This window comes from Streptomyces triculaminicus, assembly GCF_017349075.1.
GTDB classification, from domain to species: Bacteria; Actinomycetota; Actinomycetes; order Streptomycetales; family Streptomycetaceae; genus Streptomyces; species Streptomyces triculaminicus.
Map to the genome: position 1 here is coordinate 499,167 of NZ_JAFMOF010000002.1, position 16,048 is coordinate 515,214.

The window sequence follows — 16,048 nt, forward strand, 5'->3', positions numbered from 1 at the left end:
GCGCCTGACGGTTCCCCTCCACCGCGGGCCGTGACCGACCCTTCGGGGTCCGGTTCACGGCCCGCGGCGGCGTGTCGTACGGGCGAGGGCGGGGGACGGCCGGGCGGCGGGCGGCACGCGCAGGACGCCCGCCCCCGCGACCAGTCCCGCCGCCAGCACGGTCACCAGGGCGAAGGACACCACGAGCGACGTGGCGTTCGCGATCTGCCCGATGACGGCCGGCGCCACCAGCGCCGAGGAGTAGACGATGGTCGCCACTCCGGCGATGGCCTGGTCCGGCCGCGGCCCGCCGCGCCCGGCGGCCGCGAAGGCCAGCGGGACGACCACGGCGATCCCCACGCCCAGCAGGCCGAACCCGGCGATCACCGGCGCCGGCCCGGCCGAGGAGACCACCAGCGCCCCGCCGAGGACCGCCACGACGCCGCTCGCCCGTACGGTCCCCACCGGCCCGAACCGCCGTACGACGGCGTCGCCGGCGAAGCGGGCCAGCGCCATCGCGCAGGCGAACGCCGTGGTGCAGGCGGCGGCCGTGCCCGGATCGGAGCCGATGACATCGCGCAGGTAGACGGCCGACCAGTCCAGGCTCGCCCCTTCGGCGAAGACCGCGCAGAACCCGACCGCCCCGATGGCCAGCGCGGACCGCGGGGGCGGCGAGAACCGCGGCGGGGGCCGCTCGTCGCCGGCCGGGCGCAGGTCCAGCACCCCCTGGCAGGCGGCCACGCCGAGCAGGACGAGCCCACCGGACGCCAGGGCGAAGTGGGGCCGGGCGTCCGTCCCCGCGTGCGCGGCGAGCGTGCCCGCGGCGGAACCGGCGAGCGCGCCCGCGCTCCACATCCCGTGCAGCCCCGACATGATCGAGCGGCCCAGCCGCTCCTCGGTGCGCACGCCGAGCGCGTTCATGGCGACGTCCGCCATCCCGGACGTCGCCCCGTACACCGTGAGCGCGGCGCAGAGGGTGAGCAGGGAGGGGGCCAGGGCGGGCGGCACCAGCGAGACGCACCACAGGACGAGCAGCAGGCGCAGCCCGGCCCGGGTGCCGAGGCGATGGGCGACGCGCCCCGCGAGCGGCATGGCGACCGAGGCGCCGACCGCGGGGCAGACGAGCGCGAGGCCGAGCAGGCCGGATCCGATGCCCGTGTGCTCCTGGATCCAGGGGACGCGGGTGGCGAAGCTGCCGGTGACCGCTCCGTGGGCGGCGAAGACCGCCGCGATCGCGATCCGTGCCCGGCGCAGCCGGGGGTCCCCGGGTTCCGCAGGTGTGTGCATGCCGCTCCCGTTCGCCGTCGGCCCGCTCGTGCGCTCTCAGTGCATCAGCAGGAGCCCTGGTCCTGCCAGACCCCCCATGGGCCGGTGGTGCCGGGCTCCTCGCCCCGCGTCCACCACTTGGCCTTCCAGGAGCGGGACTTCCACGAGACGGTGGCGCCGCCGTTGTAGGCGGCCTCCCGGTCCCAGGCCGGCGCGGTGCAGGTGCCGCCGGTGGGAGTGCCGGTCGGGGTTGCCGTCGGGGTCGCGGTGGGGGTTCCCGTCGGGGTGCCGGTCGGGGTGCCGGTCGGCGTGGGCGTCGGTCCGCCGGGGTCGACCACGGTGGTGCCCCGGGCCAGGTCGCCGGCCAGGGCGTACGTCCTGCCGCCGAAGCTCACGGTCCAGTTGGAGGGCGTGGACGTCGGCAGGTAGTAGACGAAGTCGATGTCGGCCGAGGCACCCGGCGCGAGCGGCTGGGAGGCCGGGAGCTTCGCCGAGACCCGGTGGTAGTCGCCCTTGAGGCCGCCGACGTTGCCGGTCCCGGGGTGGTCGCTGCGGATGACCTTCAGGCCCCAGCCCGACTGGTCCTTGGCGTTGCCGGGCGCGGAGGTGGCGTAGTCGAACTGCAGCTCGGCACCGCCGGGGATGGTGGTCTTGGTGTTGTTGATGAGGTGGATCTTCGGATTGATCGGGTAGTTGGAGTCGCCCAGCGGGAAGCCGGTGACGTCGACGCCGAGGTCGATCGCCTGGCTCGGCAGGTCCGTCGTCGCGCGCCGCGCGCCGTAGCCGGGGGCGGTCCTGAACGCGTCGTACAGGGCCGTGGTGAGCGTGGAGCCGGGCTCGTACTGTCCCTTGCCGGCGTTCCAGCCGTAGTCGCCGGCGAGCTCCCAGATCATGGTGCCGCCGAGCCCCTTGTCCACGACGTACTGGGCCTTGGCCTTCACCGACTGCTCGTCCTCGGTGGAGAGGAAGACCTTCTTCTCGGCGTTCCACAGCCAGGGGGCGGTCAGCGTGGCGTCGTAGCGGCGGGCGTAGGTGCCGGTGAGCTTGGTGCCGGCCGGGAAGCCGTACGCGGGGGCGTAGTCGCCGACGACGCCCTTCTCCAGGTTCTTCGCGTGCCACATCGGGTTGGACCCGGCGGGCGACTCCTTGCCGTCGTCGTCCTTGTCGTGCCAGAGGTTGTCGATGCCCACCGCGCCGTCGCCGCAGGTGGTCAGGCCCGAACCGGCGGGACAGGAGGACGACTTCGCCGTTCCCCACAGGCCGTCGGTGCCGCCGGTGACGTTCTTCCAGCCGCGTGTGTAGTACGGCAGGCCGAGGTTGACGCGGCCCGGCGGGAGGGCGCCGCGGAAGTAGTGGTACGCCCAGTCGCCGTTGAGATAGCCGATGCCGCCGTACTGCCCGGCGGTGTAGACGCCCCACTTGGCGAGTTCGGCGTCCTTTCCGTCGTCGTACAGCACCGCGTTGGGGCCGACGAACTCGTTCCAGGCGCCGTGCAGGTCGTACGACATCACGTTGACGTAATCCAGGTACTGCGTGCTCCGGTACGTCTCCATGCCGCGCAGAAGATAGCCGGACGAGGGCGCGGCGACGGAGAGGAGATAGTGCTTTCCGTCGGTGGCGCCGGCCCGGTCGAGTTTCTCGCGCAGCGTTTTGAGAAGGGCCGCGTATCCCTTGTTGAGACCGCCGCGCCGGGCGTTGGCGAGGGCCCAGTCCTTCGGGTGCCCGGCGTCCTTCATCGAGGTCGGGTACTCGTAGTCGATGTCGACGCCGTTGAATCCGTATGTCTTGACGAACGCGACGGCGGAATCCGCGAAGGTGTCGATACCGGTCTGGTTGACCGAGCCGTCGGCGTTCGTCGCGGTCTTGTAGAAACCGCCGGAGTCGACGCGCTTGCCGTTCTCGTCGATATAGCCGCCGGTCTCCGCCCAGCCGCCCACGGAGATGAGCGTCTTCACCTGCGGGTGCCGTTTCTTGTACGTTTTCAGCAGGTTGAAGTGGCCCTTGTAGGGGAGGGCCGGGTCCATGTCGGCGCCGGGGACGCCGGGCCAGGTCATTCCGGTCGCCGGATTGTTCGCGCCGTCCGCGCCGACGGAGATCCTGTCGTCGGCGCCGACGTGCGCGAAGGCGTAATTGAGGTGGGTGACCTTGTCCCAGGGAATGTCCGGGGCGAGATAGGCGGGAGTGCCGTCCTTGCCGGTGCGCCAGCCGGTGAAGTAGCCGATGACGCGGCGCTGGTGGTCGACGCCCATCTTCTCGCGGCCGGCGGCGTCGTAGACCGAACAGTAGGGGACGTCGACGCCGGGTGTGGCGTACAGGCCGTCGGGGCGGCAGGCGGACTGGTCCTCGGCGTGCGAGGGCGTCGCGGAGAGCGTGCCGGCCAGGAGCGCGGCCACGGCGGTGGCCGCCGAGGCGAGGGCGACGCGCCCTCGGACGCGGATACCGGCCGATCGGTTTCCGGTGGGTCTGCCGGGGGTTCTCGTACGGGACAACACGTTCGGTTCCTCCAGTGGGGGGCTCGTGACCGAGCGATGCGGGGGGTGTGCGACGTGCTGTGGCCCGTGGTGCGCGCGCACCGGCGGGCCGTACTCCTCGGAGGTGTGGCAGAGGTTAAAAGGACTAGACCAGTGCGTCAATAGGTATGGACCAAGTGCGCGGCGATCCGGCGGGCCCCTCGGGGTGTGAGCCCGCGCACTCTGTCAAGTCCCCGTGGACACCGCGGCGCCGTCCGGCGTACGCTCGGACTCGTCGGAGCTGCGGCATTTGATGAATCCGCAGGTCAGACACCTTGTACTGTAAAATTGATCGAATTTACGCAGCGCACTCCGGGGTCGGTGAAAGTCCGAACCGGCGGTTATAGTCCGCGACCCGACCGCACGCCAGCGGCCGGTTGACCAGGTGGAATTCCTGGACCGACGGTTAAAGTCCGGATGGGAGGCAGTGCGCGGCGGGCACGCATCGGCACACCGTCACAGGTGGCGCGGAGCGGGCGCCCCTCGTGGCGTACCCGCATTCCCGTCCCCCCTGCCCGGTGATCATCCGCTGCGGCGTACCCGCTTCCTCGTCGTCCCGTACGACAGCCCCGGAGTCCGTGCCCGAAGAGGCAGGAGGACCCCGGTGGCCACCGCTACCGAAGCAGACGCGATGCGACGCGCCATCGTGCTCGCGGCCCGCGCCCTCGGCTCCACCAGCCCCAACCCCGTCGTCGGCTGTGTCCTCCTCGACGCGGAGGGCCGCACCCTCGGCGAAGGACTGCACCACCGCGCCGGCGAGCCGCACGCCGAGGTCAACGCCCTGCGCGCCGCCCGGGAGGCGGGCCACGACGTCCGCGGTGCCACCGCCGTCGTCACGCTGGAGCCCTGCGACCACACCGGCCGCACCGGCCCCTGCACCCGCGCCCTGATCGAGGCCGGCGTCGCTCGCGTCGTCTATGCCGTCTCCGACCCCACCTCCGACGCCCGCGGCGGCGCGGCCACGCTCGCCGCCGCCGGCGTCGACGTCGAGGGCGGCCTGCTGGCCGATCGGGCCGCGGCCGGCAACGCCGCCTGGCTCTCCTCCGTCCTGCACGGCCGCCCCTTCGTGGTGTGGAAGTACGCCGCCACCCTCGACGGCCGCAGCGCCGCCGCCGACGGCACCAGCCGCTGGATCACCTCCGCCGAGTCCCGCGCCGACGTCCACCGGCTGCGCGCCGAGGCCGACGCCGTCGTCGTCGGCTCCGGCACCCTGCGCGCCGACGACCCGCACCTGGCCGTCCGGGGCGCGCCGCCGCAGCGCCACGAGCCCGTCACCCAGCCGCTGCGCGTCGTCGTCGACACCAACGCCACCGTCAAGCCGGGCGCCCGGGTCCTGGACGACGCCGCCCCCACCCTGATCGCCGTCGCCGAGGACGCCGACACCACGCACCTGCCGGGCGTCGAGACCGTACGGCTCCCGCGCGCCGCGGGCGCCCCCGGCCTCGACGTGCGCGCCCTGCTCGGCGCCCTGCACGAGCGCGGCGTCTGCTCCGTCCTGCTCGAGGGGGGCTCCACCCTCGCCGGCGCCTTCCTGGCCGCCGGCGCCGTCGACCAGGTCATCGGCTACCTCGCCCCCGCGCTGCTGGGCGCCGGTCCGACCGCCCTCGGCGACGCCGGAATCGGCACCATCGCCCAGGCGTTGCGCCTGGACGTCACCGACGTCGCCCGGCTCGGCCCCGACCTGCGGATCACCGCCACCCCCCAGGCTTCTGCCTTCGCCACCGCCCCCGCCTTTGCCAACGCCACCGAGGAGAACTGAAGTGTTCACCGGAATCGTCGAAGAACTGGGAGAGGTCGTCACCGTCGAGAAGCTCGACGACGCCTCCCGTTTCCGGCTGCGCGGCCCCCTCGTCACCGAAGGCGCCAAGCACGGCGACTCGATCGCCGTCAACGGCGTCTGCCTCACCGTCGTCGACACCGAGGACGGCGAGTTCACCGCCGACGTGATGGCCGAGTCCCTGAACCGCTCCAGCCTCGGCGCCCTCGTCCCGGGCTCCCGCGTCAACCTCGAGCGCCCCATGGCGCTCGGCGGCCGCCTCGGCGGTCACCTCGTCCAGGGCCATGTGGACGGCACCGGAACCATCCTCGAGCGCATGCCCGCCGAGCACTGGGAGATCGTCAGGATCGGCCTGCCCGAGGGACTGGGCCGCTACGTGGTGGAGAAGGGCTCGATCACCGTCGACGGCATCAGCCTCACCGTCGTCGCGGCCGAGGCCGACTGGTTCACCGTCAGCCTCATCCCCACCACCCTCGCCCTGACCACCCTCGGCCTCAAGCAGGCGGGCGACCCGGTCAACCTCGAGGTGGACGTCCTCGCCAAGTACGTCGAGCGGCTGCTCGGCCACCGCGCCGGTCAGGAGGGTGCCGCGTGAGCGCCCTCGCCTGGCTCAACGGAGAGGCCTTCACGGCCTTCGGCCAGCATGTGATCTGGTCCGACATGATCGGCAACTCCGTCGGCCTCGCCGCCCTCGCCCTCGGCTGGCGCCGCTCGATATGGACCTGGCCCGCCCAGTTCCTCTCGGGCGTCATCCTCGTGGCCGCCTACGCCTCCGCCCACCTCAGCGGCGGCATCGGCAAGCAGCTGCTGGTCATCGGCGTCGCCACATGGGGCTGGCGGCAGTGGACGCGCGGCAGCCGCGGCGCCCAGGACGGCTCCATCGCCGTCCGCTTCGCCACCTGGCGCGAGCGCGCCGTGCTGCTCGCCGGCACCGCCGTCGGCACCCTCGCCGTCGGCTCCCTGTTCACCGCCGTGCCCGAGCTGTCCTGGAACCCCTGGCCGGACGCCTACATCTTCGTCGGCACCCTCGCCGCGATGGTGGCCCAGGCCCGCGGCCTGGTGGAGTTCTGGTTCGCCTGGCTACTCGTCGACGTGGTCGGCGTCCCGCTCGCCTTCGACAGCGGGCTCGCCTTCTCCGGCTTCGTCTACGTCGTCTATCTCGTCCTCGTCCTGTGGGGCATGCGCGACTGGTGGCTCCGGTCGCGCACGAGCCTCAAGGCAGCGTCCGTCGCGGAAGGAGCAACGGCATGACCGCCGTGCAGAGCTGGTACGAGACCGAAGGCGGGGACGCCGACGTGCTGGCCCTCGACCCCGTCGAGCGCGCCATCGCCGACATCGCCGCCGGCCGGCCCGTCGTCGTCGTGGACGACGCCGACCGTGAGAACGAGGGCGACCTCGTGGTGGCCGCGGAGAAGATCACCACGGAGATCGTGGCCTTCATGATGAGCGAGTGCCGCGGCCTGATCTGCGTGCCCCTGGAGGAGCCGGACATCGACCGGCTCGACCTGCCCCAGATGGTCACGCGCAACACCGAGTCCATGCGCACCGCCTTCACCGTCTCCGTGGACGCCTCCCGCGCCCACGGCACCGACACCGGCATCTCCGCCGCCGACCGCGCCACCACCATCCGGCTGCTGGCCGACCCGGCCGCCGTCCCCGGCGACTTCGTCCGCCCCGGACACGTCTTCCCCCTGCGCGCCAAGCGCGGCGGCGTCCTCGCCCGCAACGGCCACACCGAGGCGGGCGTCGACCTCGCCCGGCTGGCCGGGCTGCGCCCCGCCGCCGCCATCGTGGAGATCGCAGGGGAGGACGGCGCGATGCTGCGCCTGCCCGAGCTGGTGCCCTTCGCCCGCAAGCACGGCCTGTCGATCATCTCCATCGAGGACCTGATCTCCTACCGCAGGTCGGCCGAGCCCACCGTCCGCCGCGAGGCCGAGACCCGGCTGCCCACCGCCTTCGGCGACTTCCGCGCCTACGGCTACCGCTCCACCGTCGACGGCGTCGAGCACATCGCGCTCGTCGCCGGCGACCTCGGCGAGGGCGACGACGTCCTGGTCCGCGTCCACTCCGAATGCCTGACCGGCGACGTCTTCGCCTCGCTGCGCTGCGACTGCGGCCCCCAGCTGCACGCCTCCCTGGAGCGGATCGCCACCGAGGGCCGCGGCGTCGTCCTCTATCTGCGCGGCCACGAGGGCCGCGGCATCGGCCTGCTGCCGAAGCTGCGCGCCTACGAGCTCCAGGAGGACGGCCGCGACACGCTCGACGCCAACCTCGAACTGGGGCTGCCCGCCGACGCTCGCGACTACGCCGCCGGCGCGCGCATCCTCGCCGACCTCGGCGTGCGCTCGCTGCGCCTGCTGACCAACAACCCCGACAAGACCGCGGCCCTCGTGCGCCACGGGCTCAAGGTCACCGGCCGCGAGCCCATGCCCGTACAGGCCGGCGAGCACAACCTGCGCTACCTGCGGACCAAGCGGGACCGCATGGGGCACGACCTGCCCTGGCTGGACACCGAGCGCGTGTCCGCCTGCGGCAACCAGTGATCACACCACACCGACCGAGGAGTACAGACACGTGAGCGGCAAGGGCGCCCCCCAGCTGAGTGTGAAGAACTGCCAGGACCTGCGGGTGGCCGTGATCGCCGCGCAGTGGCACGAGAAGGTGATGGACGGACTCGTCGACGGCTCCCTGCGGGCCCTGCACGAGCTCGGCATCGACGAACCGACCGTCCTGCGCGTCCCCGGCAGCTGGGAGCTGCCCGTCGTGGCCAAGGTCCTCGCCGGCCGCGGCTACGACGCCATCGTCGCCCTCGGCGTCGTCATCCGCGGCGGCACGCCGCACTTCGAGTATGTGTGCCAGGGTGTGACCGAGGGCCTGACCAAGGTGTCCGTCGACACCGGCGTCCCCATCGGCTTCGGCGTACTGACCTGCGACACCGACGAGCAGGCCCTGGACCGGGCGGGGCTCGAGGGCTCGTCGGAGGACAAGGGCCACGAGGCGGTCACCGCGGCCGTCGCCACGGCGGTGATCCTCCGTTCGGTGTCCGAGCCCTGGCACTGACGGCGGGGCGGACCGGCGTAGGGTAGGACCACCATGTCCAAGAAGACGTTCGAGGAGCTCTTCGCCGAGCTCCAGCAGAAGGCCTCCGCCGACCCCGCCACCTCCCGTACCGCCGAGCTGGTGGGCAAGGGCGTCCATGCCATCGGCAAGAAGGTCGTCGAGGAGGCGGCCGAGGTGTGGATGGCCGCCGAGTACGAAGGCGCCGAAGCCACCGCCGAGGAGATTTCCCAGCTGCTGTACCACCTTCAGGTGATGATGGTGGCCCGGGGCATCTCCCTCGACGACGTATACGCTCATCTCTGACCGGTAGGACGTCGCACTTCCCGCCCTTCCGGCTCATCCGGCACAACAACCCCACGCACAAAGGAAACCGCCCTCATGCTGCGCATCGCCGTCCCGAACAAGGGTTCTCTCTCCGAGCCTGCGTCGGCGATGCTCCATGAGGCCGGCTACCGCCAGCGCAAGGACCGAAGGGAACTCGTCCTCGTCGACGCCGAGAACGAGGTCGAGTTCTTCTTCCTGCGCCCCCGCGACATCGCCGTCTACGTCGGCTCCGGCAAGCTCGACATCGGCATCACCGGCCGCGACCTGCTGCTCGACTCCGGCTCCCAGGCCGAGGAGATCATGCAGCTCGGCTTCGCCGGCTCGACGTTCCGCTACGCCACCCGGCCCGGCACCGCCAAGGACGTCGGCGACTTCGGCGGCATGACCATCGCCACCTCCTTCTCCGGCCTGGTCACCAAGCACCTCGCCGACAACGGCGTGGACGCCGACGTCGTGCACCTCGACGGCGCCGTCGAGACGGCCATCCAGCTCGGCGTCGCCGAGATCATCGCGGACGTCGTCGAGACCGGCACCACCCTGCGCAACGCCGGGCTCGAGGTCATCGGCGAGCCCATCCTCACCTCCGAGGCCGTGGTCATCCGCCGGCACGGCGCGCCGGTCGACGACCCCAAGGTCCAGCAGTTCCTCCGCCGCATGCAGGGCGTCCTCGTCGCCCGCCGCTACGTGATGATGGACTACGACATCCGGGTCGAGCAGGTGGACCGCGCGGTCGCCCTCACCCCGGGCCTGGAGTCGCCGACCGTCTCCCCGCTGCACCACGAGGGCTGGGTCGCGGTCCGCTCGATGGTCCCCTCCCGGGACGCCCAGCGCATCATGGACGAGCTCTACGACCTCGGCGCCCGGGCCATCCTCACCACGGGCATCCACGCCTGCCGCCTCTGACCGCGTCCCGCGCCCACCGAGACCACCGAGAGAGCACCGAGAAAGAACGTACGACGTGTCCACCCCCGTGCCCGTGAGCGGCCTTCCCCTGCTGCCCGTCACCTTCCGCCCGACCCGTACCCGGATCGTGCTGCTGAGCATCGGCACCGCCCTGCTGGTCGCGCTCACCGTGATGTCGCTGCTGCTGGAGACGCTCACCACGGGGGACCGGATCACGTTCATCTGCACCGGCCTGCTCGGCCTCGGCGTGCTCGCCCTGCTCAGCCGCCCCAAGGTCGTCGCCGCCGAGGACGGCGTCACCGTCACCAACCTGACGACCACCCGGCGGCTGGACTGGGCGCAGATCGTCCGCGTCAACCTGCGCTCGGGCGACGCCTGGGTCCACCTCGACCTCTCCGACGGCACCAGCCTGCCCGCCATGGGCATCCAGCCCGGCATCGCCCGGGACCGGGCCATCGCCGACGCGCGCGCCCTGCGCGCGCTGGTCGAGGCGCACGGCACAGGCCACTCCGCGACCTGAATCGCCGCCACTCCCACTTCCTTGATTACTCTGGTGCCACGGGCACACACGTGCCCCGCCCCACGACCGGGGCACCTGCGGACCAAGGAGTGACTCCCTCCGGCGATGGACGGATCGTCCTGTAGTACCTGCGCCGCCCCCCACGGCGAGGCGGCGTCATGAGTATCACCGTGTCCCTGCTGCTGCTCGCGGCAGCCCTGCTCCTCATCCTGGCGAACGGCTTCTTCGTCGCCGCCGAGTTCGGTCTGGTCACCGTCGAGAAGCCGGAGGCCGAACGGGCCGCGGCCGACGGCGACCGCCGCGCCGGTACCGTGGTCGCCTCCCTGCGGGAGCTGTCCTTCCAGCTCTCCGGCACCCAACTGGGCATCACCATCACCTCCTTGGTGGTCGGCATGCTCGCCGAGCCCGCGCTCGGCCGGCTGCTCACCGTCCCGCTGACCGCCGCCGGCCTGCCGGACGGCGCCGCCCCCGGCGTCGCCGTCGTGGCCGGCATGCTGCTGGCGTCCGCCGTGCAGATGGTCGTCGGCGAGCTGGTGCCCAAGAACTGGGCCGTCTCCCGGCCGCTGCAGGTCGCCCGGTTCGTCGCCGGCCCGCAGAGCGTCTTCGCCCACTTCTTCCGGCCCGTCATCACCCTGCTCAACACCGTCGCCAACCGCCTGGTGCGCGCCCTGGGCGTCGAGCCCGCCGAGGAGCTGGCCTCGGCCCGTACCCCCGGCGAACTCGTCTCGCTCGCCCGGCACTCCGCCCGGGCCGGCGCGCTCGAGCAGGACACCGCCGACCTGTTCGTCAGAACCCTCTCGCTCGGCGGCCTGACCGCCCAGCATGTGATGACCCCCCGGGTGAGGGTCAGCGCCCTGCAGTCCACCGCCACCGCGGAGGACGTCCTCAACCTCACCCGTGCCACCGGCCTCTCCCGTTTCCCGGTCTACCGGGAGCGCCTGGACGAGGTCATCGGCATGGTGCACCTCAAGGACGCCCTCGCCGTGCCCGGCCACGACCGGCTGCGCACCCCCGTCGGACGGATCGCCGTGGCCCCCCTCCTCGTCCCCGGCAGCCTGCCGGTGCAGCCGCTGCTCGAGCAGCTGCGCAGCAGGCAGCCGATAGCCGTGGTCGTCGACGAGTACGGCGGCACGGCCGGAGTGGTGACGCTGGAGGACATCGTCGAGGAGCTCGTCGGCGAGGTCCGCGACGAGCACGACGCCCTGGACGCCGGCCGGCCCGACCTGGCCGCCGTCCCCTGCGAGGACGGCCGCCCGGCCTGGGAGGCCGACGGCGCCTGCCGCGTCGACGCGCTGCGTCGCATCGGCCTGGAGGCGCCCGACGGGCCCTACGAGACCGTCGCCGGGCTCGTCGCCGGCCTGCTGGGACGCATCCCCGTTCCCGGGGACGGCGTCGAGCTGCCCGGCTGGCGGCTGTCGGTGCGCAGGGTCGGCCACCACCGGGCGGAGCGCGTGCGCTTCGTCCGGGCGGACGTCCCGGCGGGAGCGCGCCGATGAGCGTGCTGCAACTCCTCCTCGCCGTGCTCCTGGTGCTGGCCAACGGCTTCTTCGTGGGCGCGGAGTTCGCCCTGGTGTCCGTACGCCGCAGCCAGATCGAACCCCGGGCCGCCGAGGGCTCGGGCCGGGCCCGCACGGTCCTGACGGGCCTGGAGAACCTGCCGCAGATGATGGCGGCCGCGCAGTTCGGCATCACCGTCTGCTCGCTGACGCTGGGCGCGGTCGCCGAGCCGACCGTGGCGGAACTGCTGGAGCCCCTCTTCCACGCGGCCGGTCTGCCGCAGGGGCTCATCCACCCGCTGGGCTATGTGATCGCGCTGGCTCTGGTGATCTTCCTGCACCTGGTCATCGGCGAGATGGTGCCGAAGAACCTGGCCATGTCCGCGCCCGACCGGGCCGCGCTGTGGCTGGGCCCCGGGCTGGTCACCTTCGCCCGGCTCTGCCGGCCGGTCACCCGGTTGCTCGGCGCGTGCGCGCACGGCGTGCTGCGGCTGTTCAGGGTCGAGCCCAAGGACGAGGTCGAGGCCGTCTTCACCAGCGAGCAGCTCAACCGCCTGGTCGACGACTCCCGCCAGGCCGGGCTCCTGGAGCCGGAGCAGCAGGAGCGGCTCGAGGACGCGCTGGGACTGGGCAGCCGGCCGGTGACGGAGGTGCTGCTCGACCCGGCCACGCTGGTGACGGTCGACCCGTCCGTGACGCCCCGGCAGATCGAGGAGCTGACCGTGCGCACCGGCTACTCCCGCTTCCCGATATGCACCTCCCCGGGCGGTGCCTTCATGGGCTACCTGCACGTCAAGGACGTCCTGGACCTGGAGGACCGGGAGCGGGCGGTGCCGCAGCACATCTGGCGGCGCGTGCAGACCGTACGGGCCGAGCTGCCGCTCGACGACGCGCTGACCGTCATGCGCAGGGCCGCCGCCCACCTGGCGGCGGTGATCGACGCGTCCGGGCGGGTGCTGGGGCTCGTCGCGCTGGAGGACGTGCTGGAGATGCTCGTCGGCGAGGTCCGCGACCCGGCGCACCGGGAGGTCCCGGAGGCACGGGCCCCCGAGACGCAGGGCGCCATGGCGGGCTGAGGCGCGGGGTGAGGGGGCCGGATGCGGCCCCCTCACGGCGAGGGGTCCTGCGGGTCGCGCGCGTCGCCCTGGCGGCGGCGCGGAGCCCCCCAGCCCGGCCCCGAGAGGATCTCGCCGTACGCCTGCATGAGGTCGGGCAGGCGCAGGGTCGCGAGGTCGTCGCGGGTCGGCGTGCCCGGGTACGCCGACAGCCGCAGATCGCGGTACGCGCAGCTCTTCTCGTACAGGGTGCGCAGGAAGCGGCCGTTGCCCAGCTCGTCGATCCAGCCCTGGTCGACGACGTGGCCGCTGATGCTGCGGAGCTCCTCCAGGGCCTCCTCGTCCCACGCGTCGCCGTTCTCCGCGGCCAGCACCTCGCCGATCGAGGTGAGCTCGACGGGGCGGTAGCTCGGGAAGTCCACCCGGGTGGTGAAACGGGAGTGCAGTCCGGGGTTGGCGGCCAGCAGGCGGTCCATGCCCTCGGGGTAGCCGGCGAGGATGACCACCAGGCGGTCGCGGTTGTCCTCGGCGCGCTTGAGGAGCACCTGCAGCGCCTCGTCGCCGTAGGCGTCGCCCTTGCTGTAGCCGGAGTTGGAGAGGCTGTACGCCTCGTCGACGAAGAGCACCCCGCCGAGGGCGGAGTCGATCAGCTCGTTGGCCTTGACCGCCGTCTGGCCCAGGAACTCGCCGACCAGGTCCGCCCGCTGGGCCTCGACCAGATGGTCCCCGCCGAGCAGACCGAGGGCGTAGAACACCCGGCCGAGGATGCGGGCGACCGTGGTCTTGCCGGTGCCGGAGGGGCCGGAGAAGACGAAGTGACGCTTGGGCGGCTGGACGGGCAGGCCCTGGCCGGCCCGCAGCCGGGCCATGTGCAGCTGCGCGGAGAGCGCTCGCACCTGCCGCTTGACGGGCTCGAGGCCGACCATGCGCTCCAGCTCGGCGAGCGCCCTGGCCAGCAGCACCGGGTCCGACCGGCCCGGCAGCGGCGCCGGACCGCCCTGGGCCGGGACACGGAACTTCTCGCGCACGCCGTCCGCCTCGACGGGGGCGCTCCCGACGGGGTCGGTGTCCGGGCCGGTGCCCGTGAGGACGTCGAGGGCGTCGGGCACCCCCTGCGGCTCGCCGTCGGCGGCCGGATCGGCGGCCGGGCCGCCCAGCGGCACGGAGGCGAGGTCCAGGTGGTCGTCGTCGAGGCCGTCGCCGTCCGCGTCGGCGATGGCGGTCAGCCGGGCCGCGGTGTCCATGAAGGAGGGGTCGACGCGGTGCACGGCGCGGTAGAGGGGGAGGGCCGCGGCGCTGCGGCCGGTGCCCTCGTGGGCGCGGGCGAGCCAGTAGCGCAGCTCCTTGCGCTGCGGCTGCTCGCTGCGGCAGCGCATCAAGGCGGCGGCGAGCAGCGGCTCGGCGTGTCCGTACATCTCCAGCCGGACCCGGGCCATGCCGCCGAAGAGCCCCGCCTCGATGCCCAGCAGCGGGTCGTCGAGCAGGGGTTCGGTGTGCCGTACGAGCTGGTCCCAGTCCTTGACCAGGTAGGCCCGGCACGCGTGGAGGAAGCGCACCTGGGGGTCCGCCTCGACGGGCGGGCAGTCGGCCAGCGCCCGGTCCAGCTCGGGGACGTGCCGGCCGTCGAGCCAGTGCGAGGCGTGGGCCAGCAGCAGGTCGCGGCCGCTCTCCAGCACCGGCTGAACCCACCAGCCCAGCCAGTACCAGGAGTTGAGCGGGCGCCGGTGGCGGGCGCGCTGCTCGCCGAAGCGGTCGCGGTGCCGGTACATGCGCAGCAGCGCGGTGGTGGTCTCGGCGCGCAGCGCGTGCAGGCCGAGCCAGGCGTCCGCCATTCCGGGGTCGGCGCGCACCGCGGCCCGGAACTCCTGCTCGGCCTCGGTGTAGGCGCCCATGGTGTAGGCGTCGACGGCGCGCAGCCAGGCGAGATCGGCCGGGGCGGGCGGGCCCTGCATGCCGAGTTCCATCACGTCCCCCACAAACCTGCCCCCGTAGCGTGCAGTGCCGCCGGGCGAGTGCCTTGGCCGCGCCTTTCCGAACCATTGTGCTGTGGACGGGAGTTGACCATCACTGTCGAGGTGCCGGCGCGCCCGGACCGGCGGTGCCCGCCGACGGGTGCGCCGCCTCGCATCGTACCTGCGCGATCGGTGTCGGCCGAAGGGTGCGGGGGCGCGCTTGACAGCGGGAACGCGAGCCGGGGGCGGTCGTGGAAGCGCCCCGGAGAGTGGTCACGGTGGGTGACACGGGGGCGGACCGGACGGTGAGGCAAAGCGCTCAAATCATGACGCGGCGGGCAGTACGAAGCCCCCGATCACGGGGGAACAACCGGGGGCTTCGCGTCTGCAAGCGGCCTGGGTGGGCCGCACATTGAGAACGTAAGACCTGTACGGGCCCTGGGTCAAGCCGAGTTGGGGCAGTAGGCGGGGATCGTTCGCAGGGGCGGCACCGGCCGGCCGCCGACGGATCACGGACGGTGAGGGAGGGGGCCGGTCAGTCGGTTTTCCGAAGCCCCGGAAGCAACTCGTACCCCTCGTTGCCCTGCAGCACCAGGAGTTCGGCGTAGGGCCGCGAAGGGTCGGTAGTGAAATGGGCGCGCTCCGCTCGCTTCCAGCCGTCCCAGAATTCGGTCAGTTCGGGGCCGTCGCGAAGTTGACCCCTTTCCCAGGAGCCCTCGTTGGCCAACTCCATCCACAACAGACAGGCCAGATAAGGGCGGAGAGCCCTCCGGCCCGCGCCGACGCCCTCCACCAGCACCACCGGCGCCGCCGGCAGCTCCCGCTCCGCTCCGAAGCGCCGCGCCACCCAGTCGTACGCCCGGTACCGCGCGCTCTCCCCCCGGGCGAAGGGCGCGAGGACCCACTCGGTGAGCCGTCCGGTCCACTCGAACAGCTCCTCGTGCGTCGCGAGATCGTCCAGATGCAGGACCGGAGCGCCGCCCAGGGCCGCGGCCAGCCGCTCGCCGAAGGTGGTCTTCCCCGATCCCGCGTGCCCGTCGACGGCGACCAGGCGCACCGGGCCGACGGACGGCGGCAGAGCACGCAGCCGGTGGGCGAGCGCGGCGAGCGTGCCGGGGCCGGTCGGGCCCGTGGGGTCCGGGTGGTCCGAGGGATCGGACGGGTCCGAGGGGTCCGGGCGGTCCGAGGGGTCCAGGGGCCGGAATT

The 16,048-nt window shown here is 72.9% G+C and carries 14 protein-coding genes and 1 riboswitch; of the genes, 10 read left to right on the plus strand and 4 right to left on the minus strand.

Annotated elements, in window-relative coordinates; translation table 11 throughout:
* Nucleotides 1–54: 54 nt before the first annotated feature.
* The gene (locus tag J1792_RS12325; RefSeq protein ID WP_086574944.1) at nucleotides 55–1,266 is read right to left on the minus strand and encodes an MFS transporter; all 1,212 of its coding nucleotides are present in this window, start codon (nucleotides 1,264–1,266) and stop codon (nucleotides 55–57) included.
* Nucleotides 1,267–1,310: 44 nt separating this feature from the next.
* Nucleotides 1,311–3,683: a chitinase C-terminal domain-containing protein gene (locus J1792_RS12330; RefSeq protein ID WP_086574948.1), complete on the minus strand. Its 2,373-nt coding sequence runs from the start codon at nucleotides 3,681–3,683 to the stop codon at nucleotides 1,311–1,313.
* 375 nt (nucleotides 3,684–4,058) lie between these two features.
* Nucleotides 4,059–4,190, plus strand: a riboswitch (FMN riboswitch).
* A 169-nt stretch (nucleotides 4,191–4,359) separates the two neighbouring features.
* On the opposite strand from J1792_RS12330, the gene ribD reads away from it, so the two are divergent.
* The 10 genes from ribD to J1792_RS12380 all read left to right on the plus strand — a co-directional run bounded on the left by ribD (nucleotide 4,360) and on the right by J1792_RS12380 (nucleotide 12,911).
* The gene (gene ribD / locus J1792_RS12335; RefSeq protein ID WP_086574942.1) at nucleotides 4,360–5,514 is read left to right on the plus strand and encodes a bifunctional diaminohydroxyphosphoribosylaminopyrimidine deaminase/5-amino-6-(5-phosphoribosylamino)uracil reductase RibD; all 1,155 of its coding nucleotides are present in this window, start codon (nucleotides 4,360–4,362) and stop codon (nucleotides 5,512–5,514) included.
* A gap of 1 nt (nucleotide 5,515) precedes the next feature.
* On the plus strand, nucleotides 5,516–6,127 hold the full coding sequence (locus J1792_RS12340; RefSeq protein WP_086574940.1) for a riboflavin synthase: 612 nt from the start codon (nucleotides 5,516–5,518) through the stop codon (nucleotides 6,125–6,127).
* Entirely contained in the window at nucleotides 6,124–6,783 is a 660-nt protein-coding gene (locus J1792_RS12345; protein ID WP_207247222.1) for a nicotinamide mononucleotide transporter family protein, read from the plus strand. Before J1792_RS12340 ends, J1792_RS12345 begins: the two co-directional genes overlap by 4 nt.
* Complete coding sequence (locus tag J1792_RS12350) at nucleotides 6,780–8,075, plus strand: bifunctional 3,4-dihydroxy-2-butanone-4-phosphate synthase/GTP cyclohydrolase II (RefSeq protein WP_086574936.1); 1,296 nt, start codon at nucleotides 6,780–6,782, stop codon at nucleotides 8,073–8,075. The genes J1792_RS12345 and J1792_RS12350 overlap by 4 nt, the downstream gene beginning before the upstream one ends.
* Nucleotides 8,076–8,106: 31 nt before the next feature.
* Nucleotides 8,107–8,592, plus strand: coding sequence for a 6,7-dimethyl-8-ribityllumazine synthase (gene ribH, locus J1792_RS12355; RefSeq protein ID WP_086574934.1), 486 nt, complete (start codon nucleotides 8,107–8,109; stop codon nucleotides 8,590–8,592).
* 33 nt (nucleotides 8,593–8,625) lie between these two features.
* Nucleotides 8,626–8,895 (plus strand): phosphoribosyl-ATP diphosphatase, encoded by a 270-nt coding sequence (locus J1792_RS12360; protein ID WP_086574932.1) that lies wholly within the window; start codon nucleotides 8,626–8,628, stop codon nucleotides 8,893–8,895.
* A 75-nt stretch (nucleotides 8,896–8,970) separates the two neighbouring features.
* On the plus strand, nucleotides 8,971–9,819 hold the full coding sequence (gene hisG / locus J1792_RS12365) for an ATP phosphoribosyltransferase (RefSeq protein WP_086574931.1): 849 nt from the start codon (nucleotides 8,971–8,973) through the stop codon (nucleotides 9,817–9,819).
* A gap of 55 nt (nucleotides 9,820–9,874) precedes the next feature.
* The gene (locus tag J1792_RS12370; protein ID WP_242705082.1) at nucleotides 9,875–10,339 is read left to right on the plus strand and encodes a PH domain-containing protein; all 465 of its coding nucleotides are present in this window, start codon (nucleotides 9,875–9,877) and stop codon (nucleotides 10,337–10,339) included.
* Between the two features lie 164 nt (nucleotides 10,340–10,503).
* On the plus strand, nucleotides 10,504–11,835 hold the full coding sequence (locus tag J1792_RS12375; protein ID WP_207247777.1) for a hemolysin family protein: 1,332 nt from the start codon (nucleotides 10,504–10,506) through the stop codon (nucleotides 11,833–11,835).
* Complete coding sequence (locus J1792_RS12380; protein WP_086573458.1) at nucleotides 11,832–12,911, plus strand: hemolysin family protein; 1,080 nt, start codon at nucleotides 11,832–11,834, stop codon at nucleotides 12,909–12,911. The genes J1792_RS12375 and J1792_RS12380 overlap by 4 nt, the downstream gene beginning before the upstream one ends.
* A 32-nt stretch (nucleotides 12,912–12,943) precedes the next feature.
* Here J1792_RS12380 and J1792_RS12385 read toward each other — a convergent pair whose 3' ends face one another.
* Nucleotides 12,944–14,854, minus strand: coding sequence for an AAA family ATPase (locus J1792_RS12385; protein WP_086573459.1), 1,911 nt, complete (start codon nucleotides 14,852–14,854; stop codon nucleotides 12,944–12,946).
* Between the two features lie 523 nt (nucleotides 14,855–15,377).
* Nucleotides 15,378–15,929 (minus strand): uridine kinase family protein, encoded by a 552-nt coding sequence (locus J1792_RS12390; RefSeq protein WP_207247778.1) that lies wholly within the window; start codon nucleotides 15,927–15,929, stop codon nucleotides 15,378–15,380.
* Between the last annotated feature and the right edge of the window lie 119 nt (nucleotides 15,930–16,048).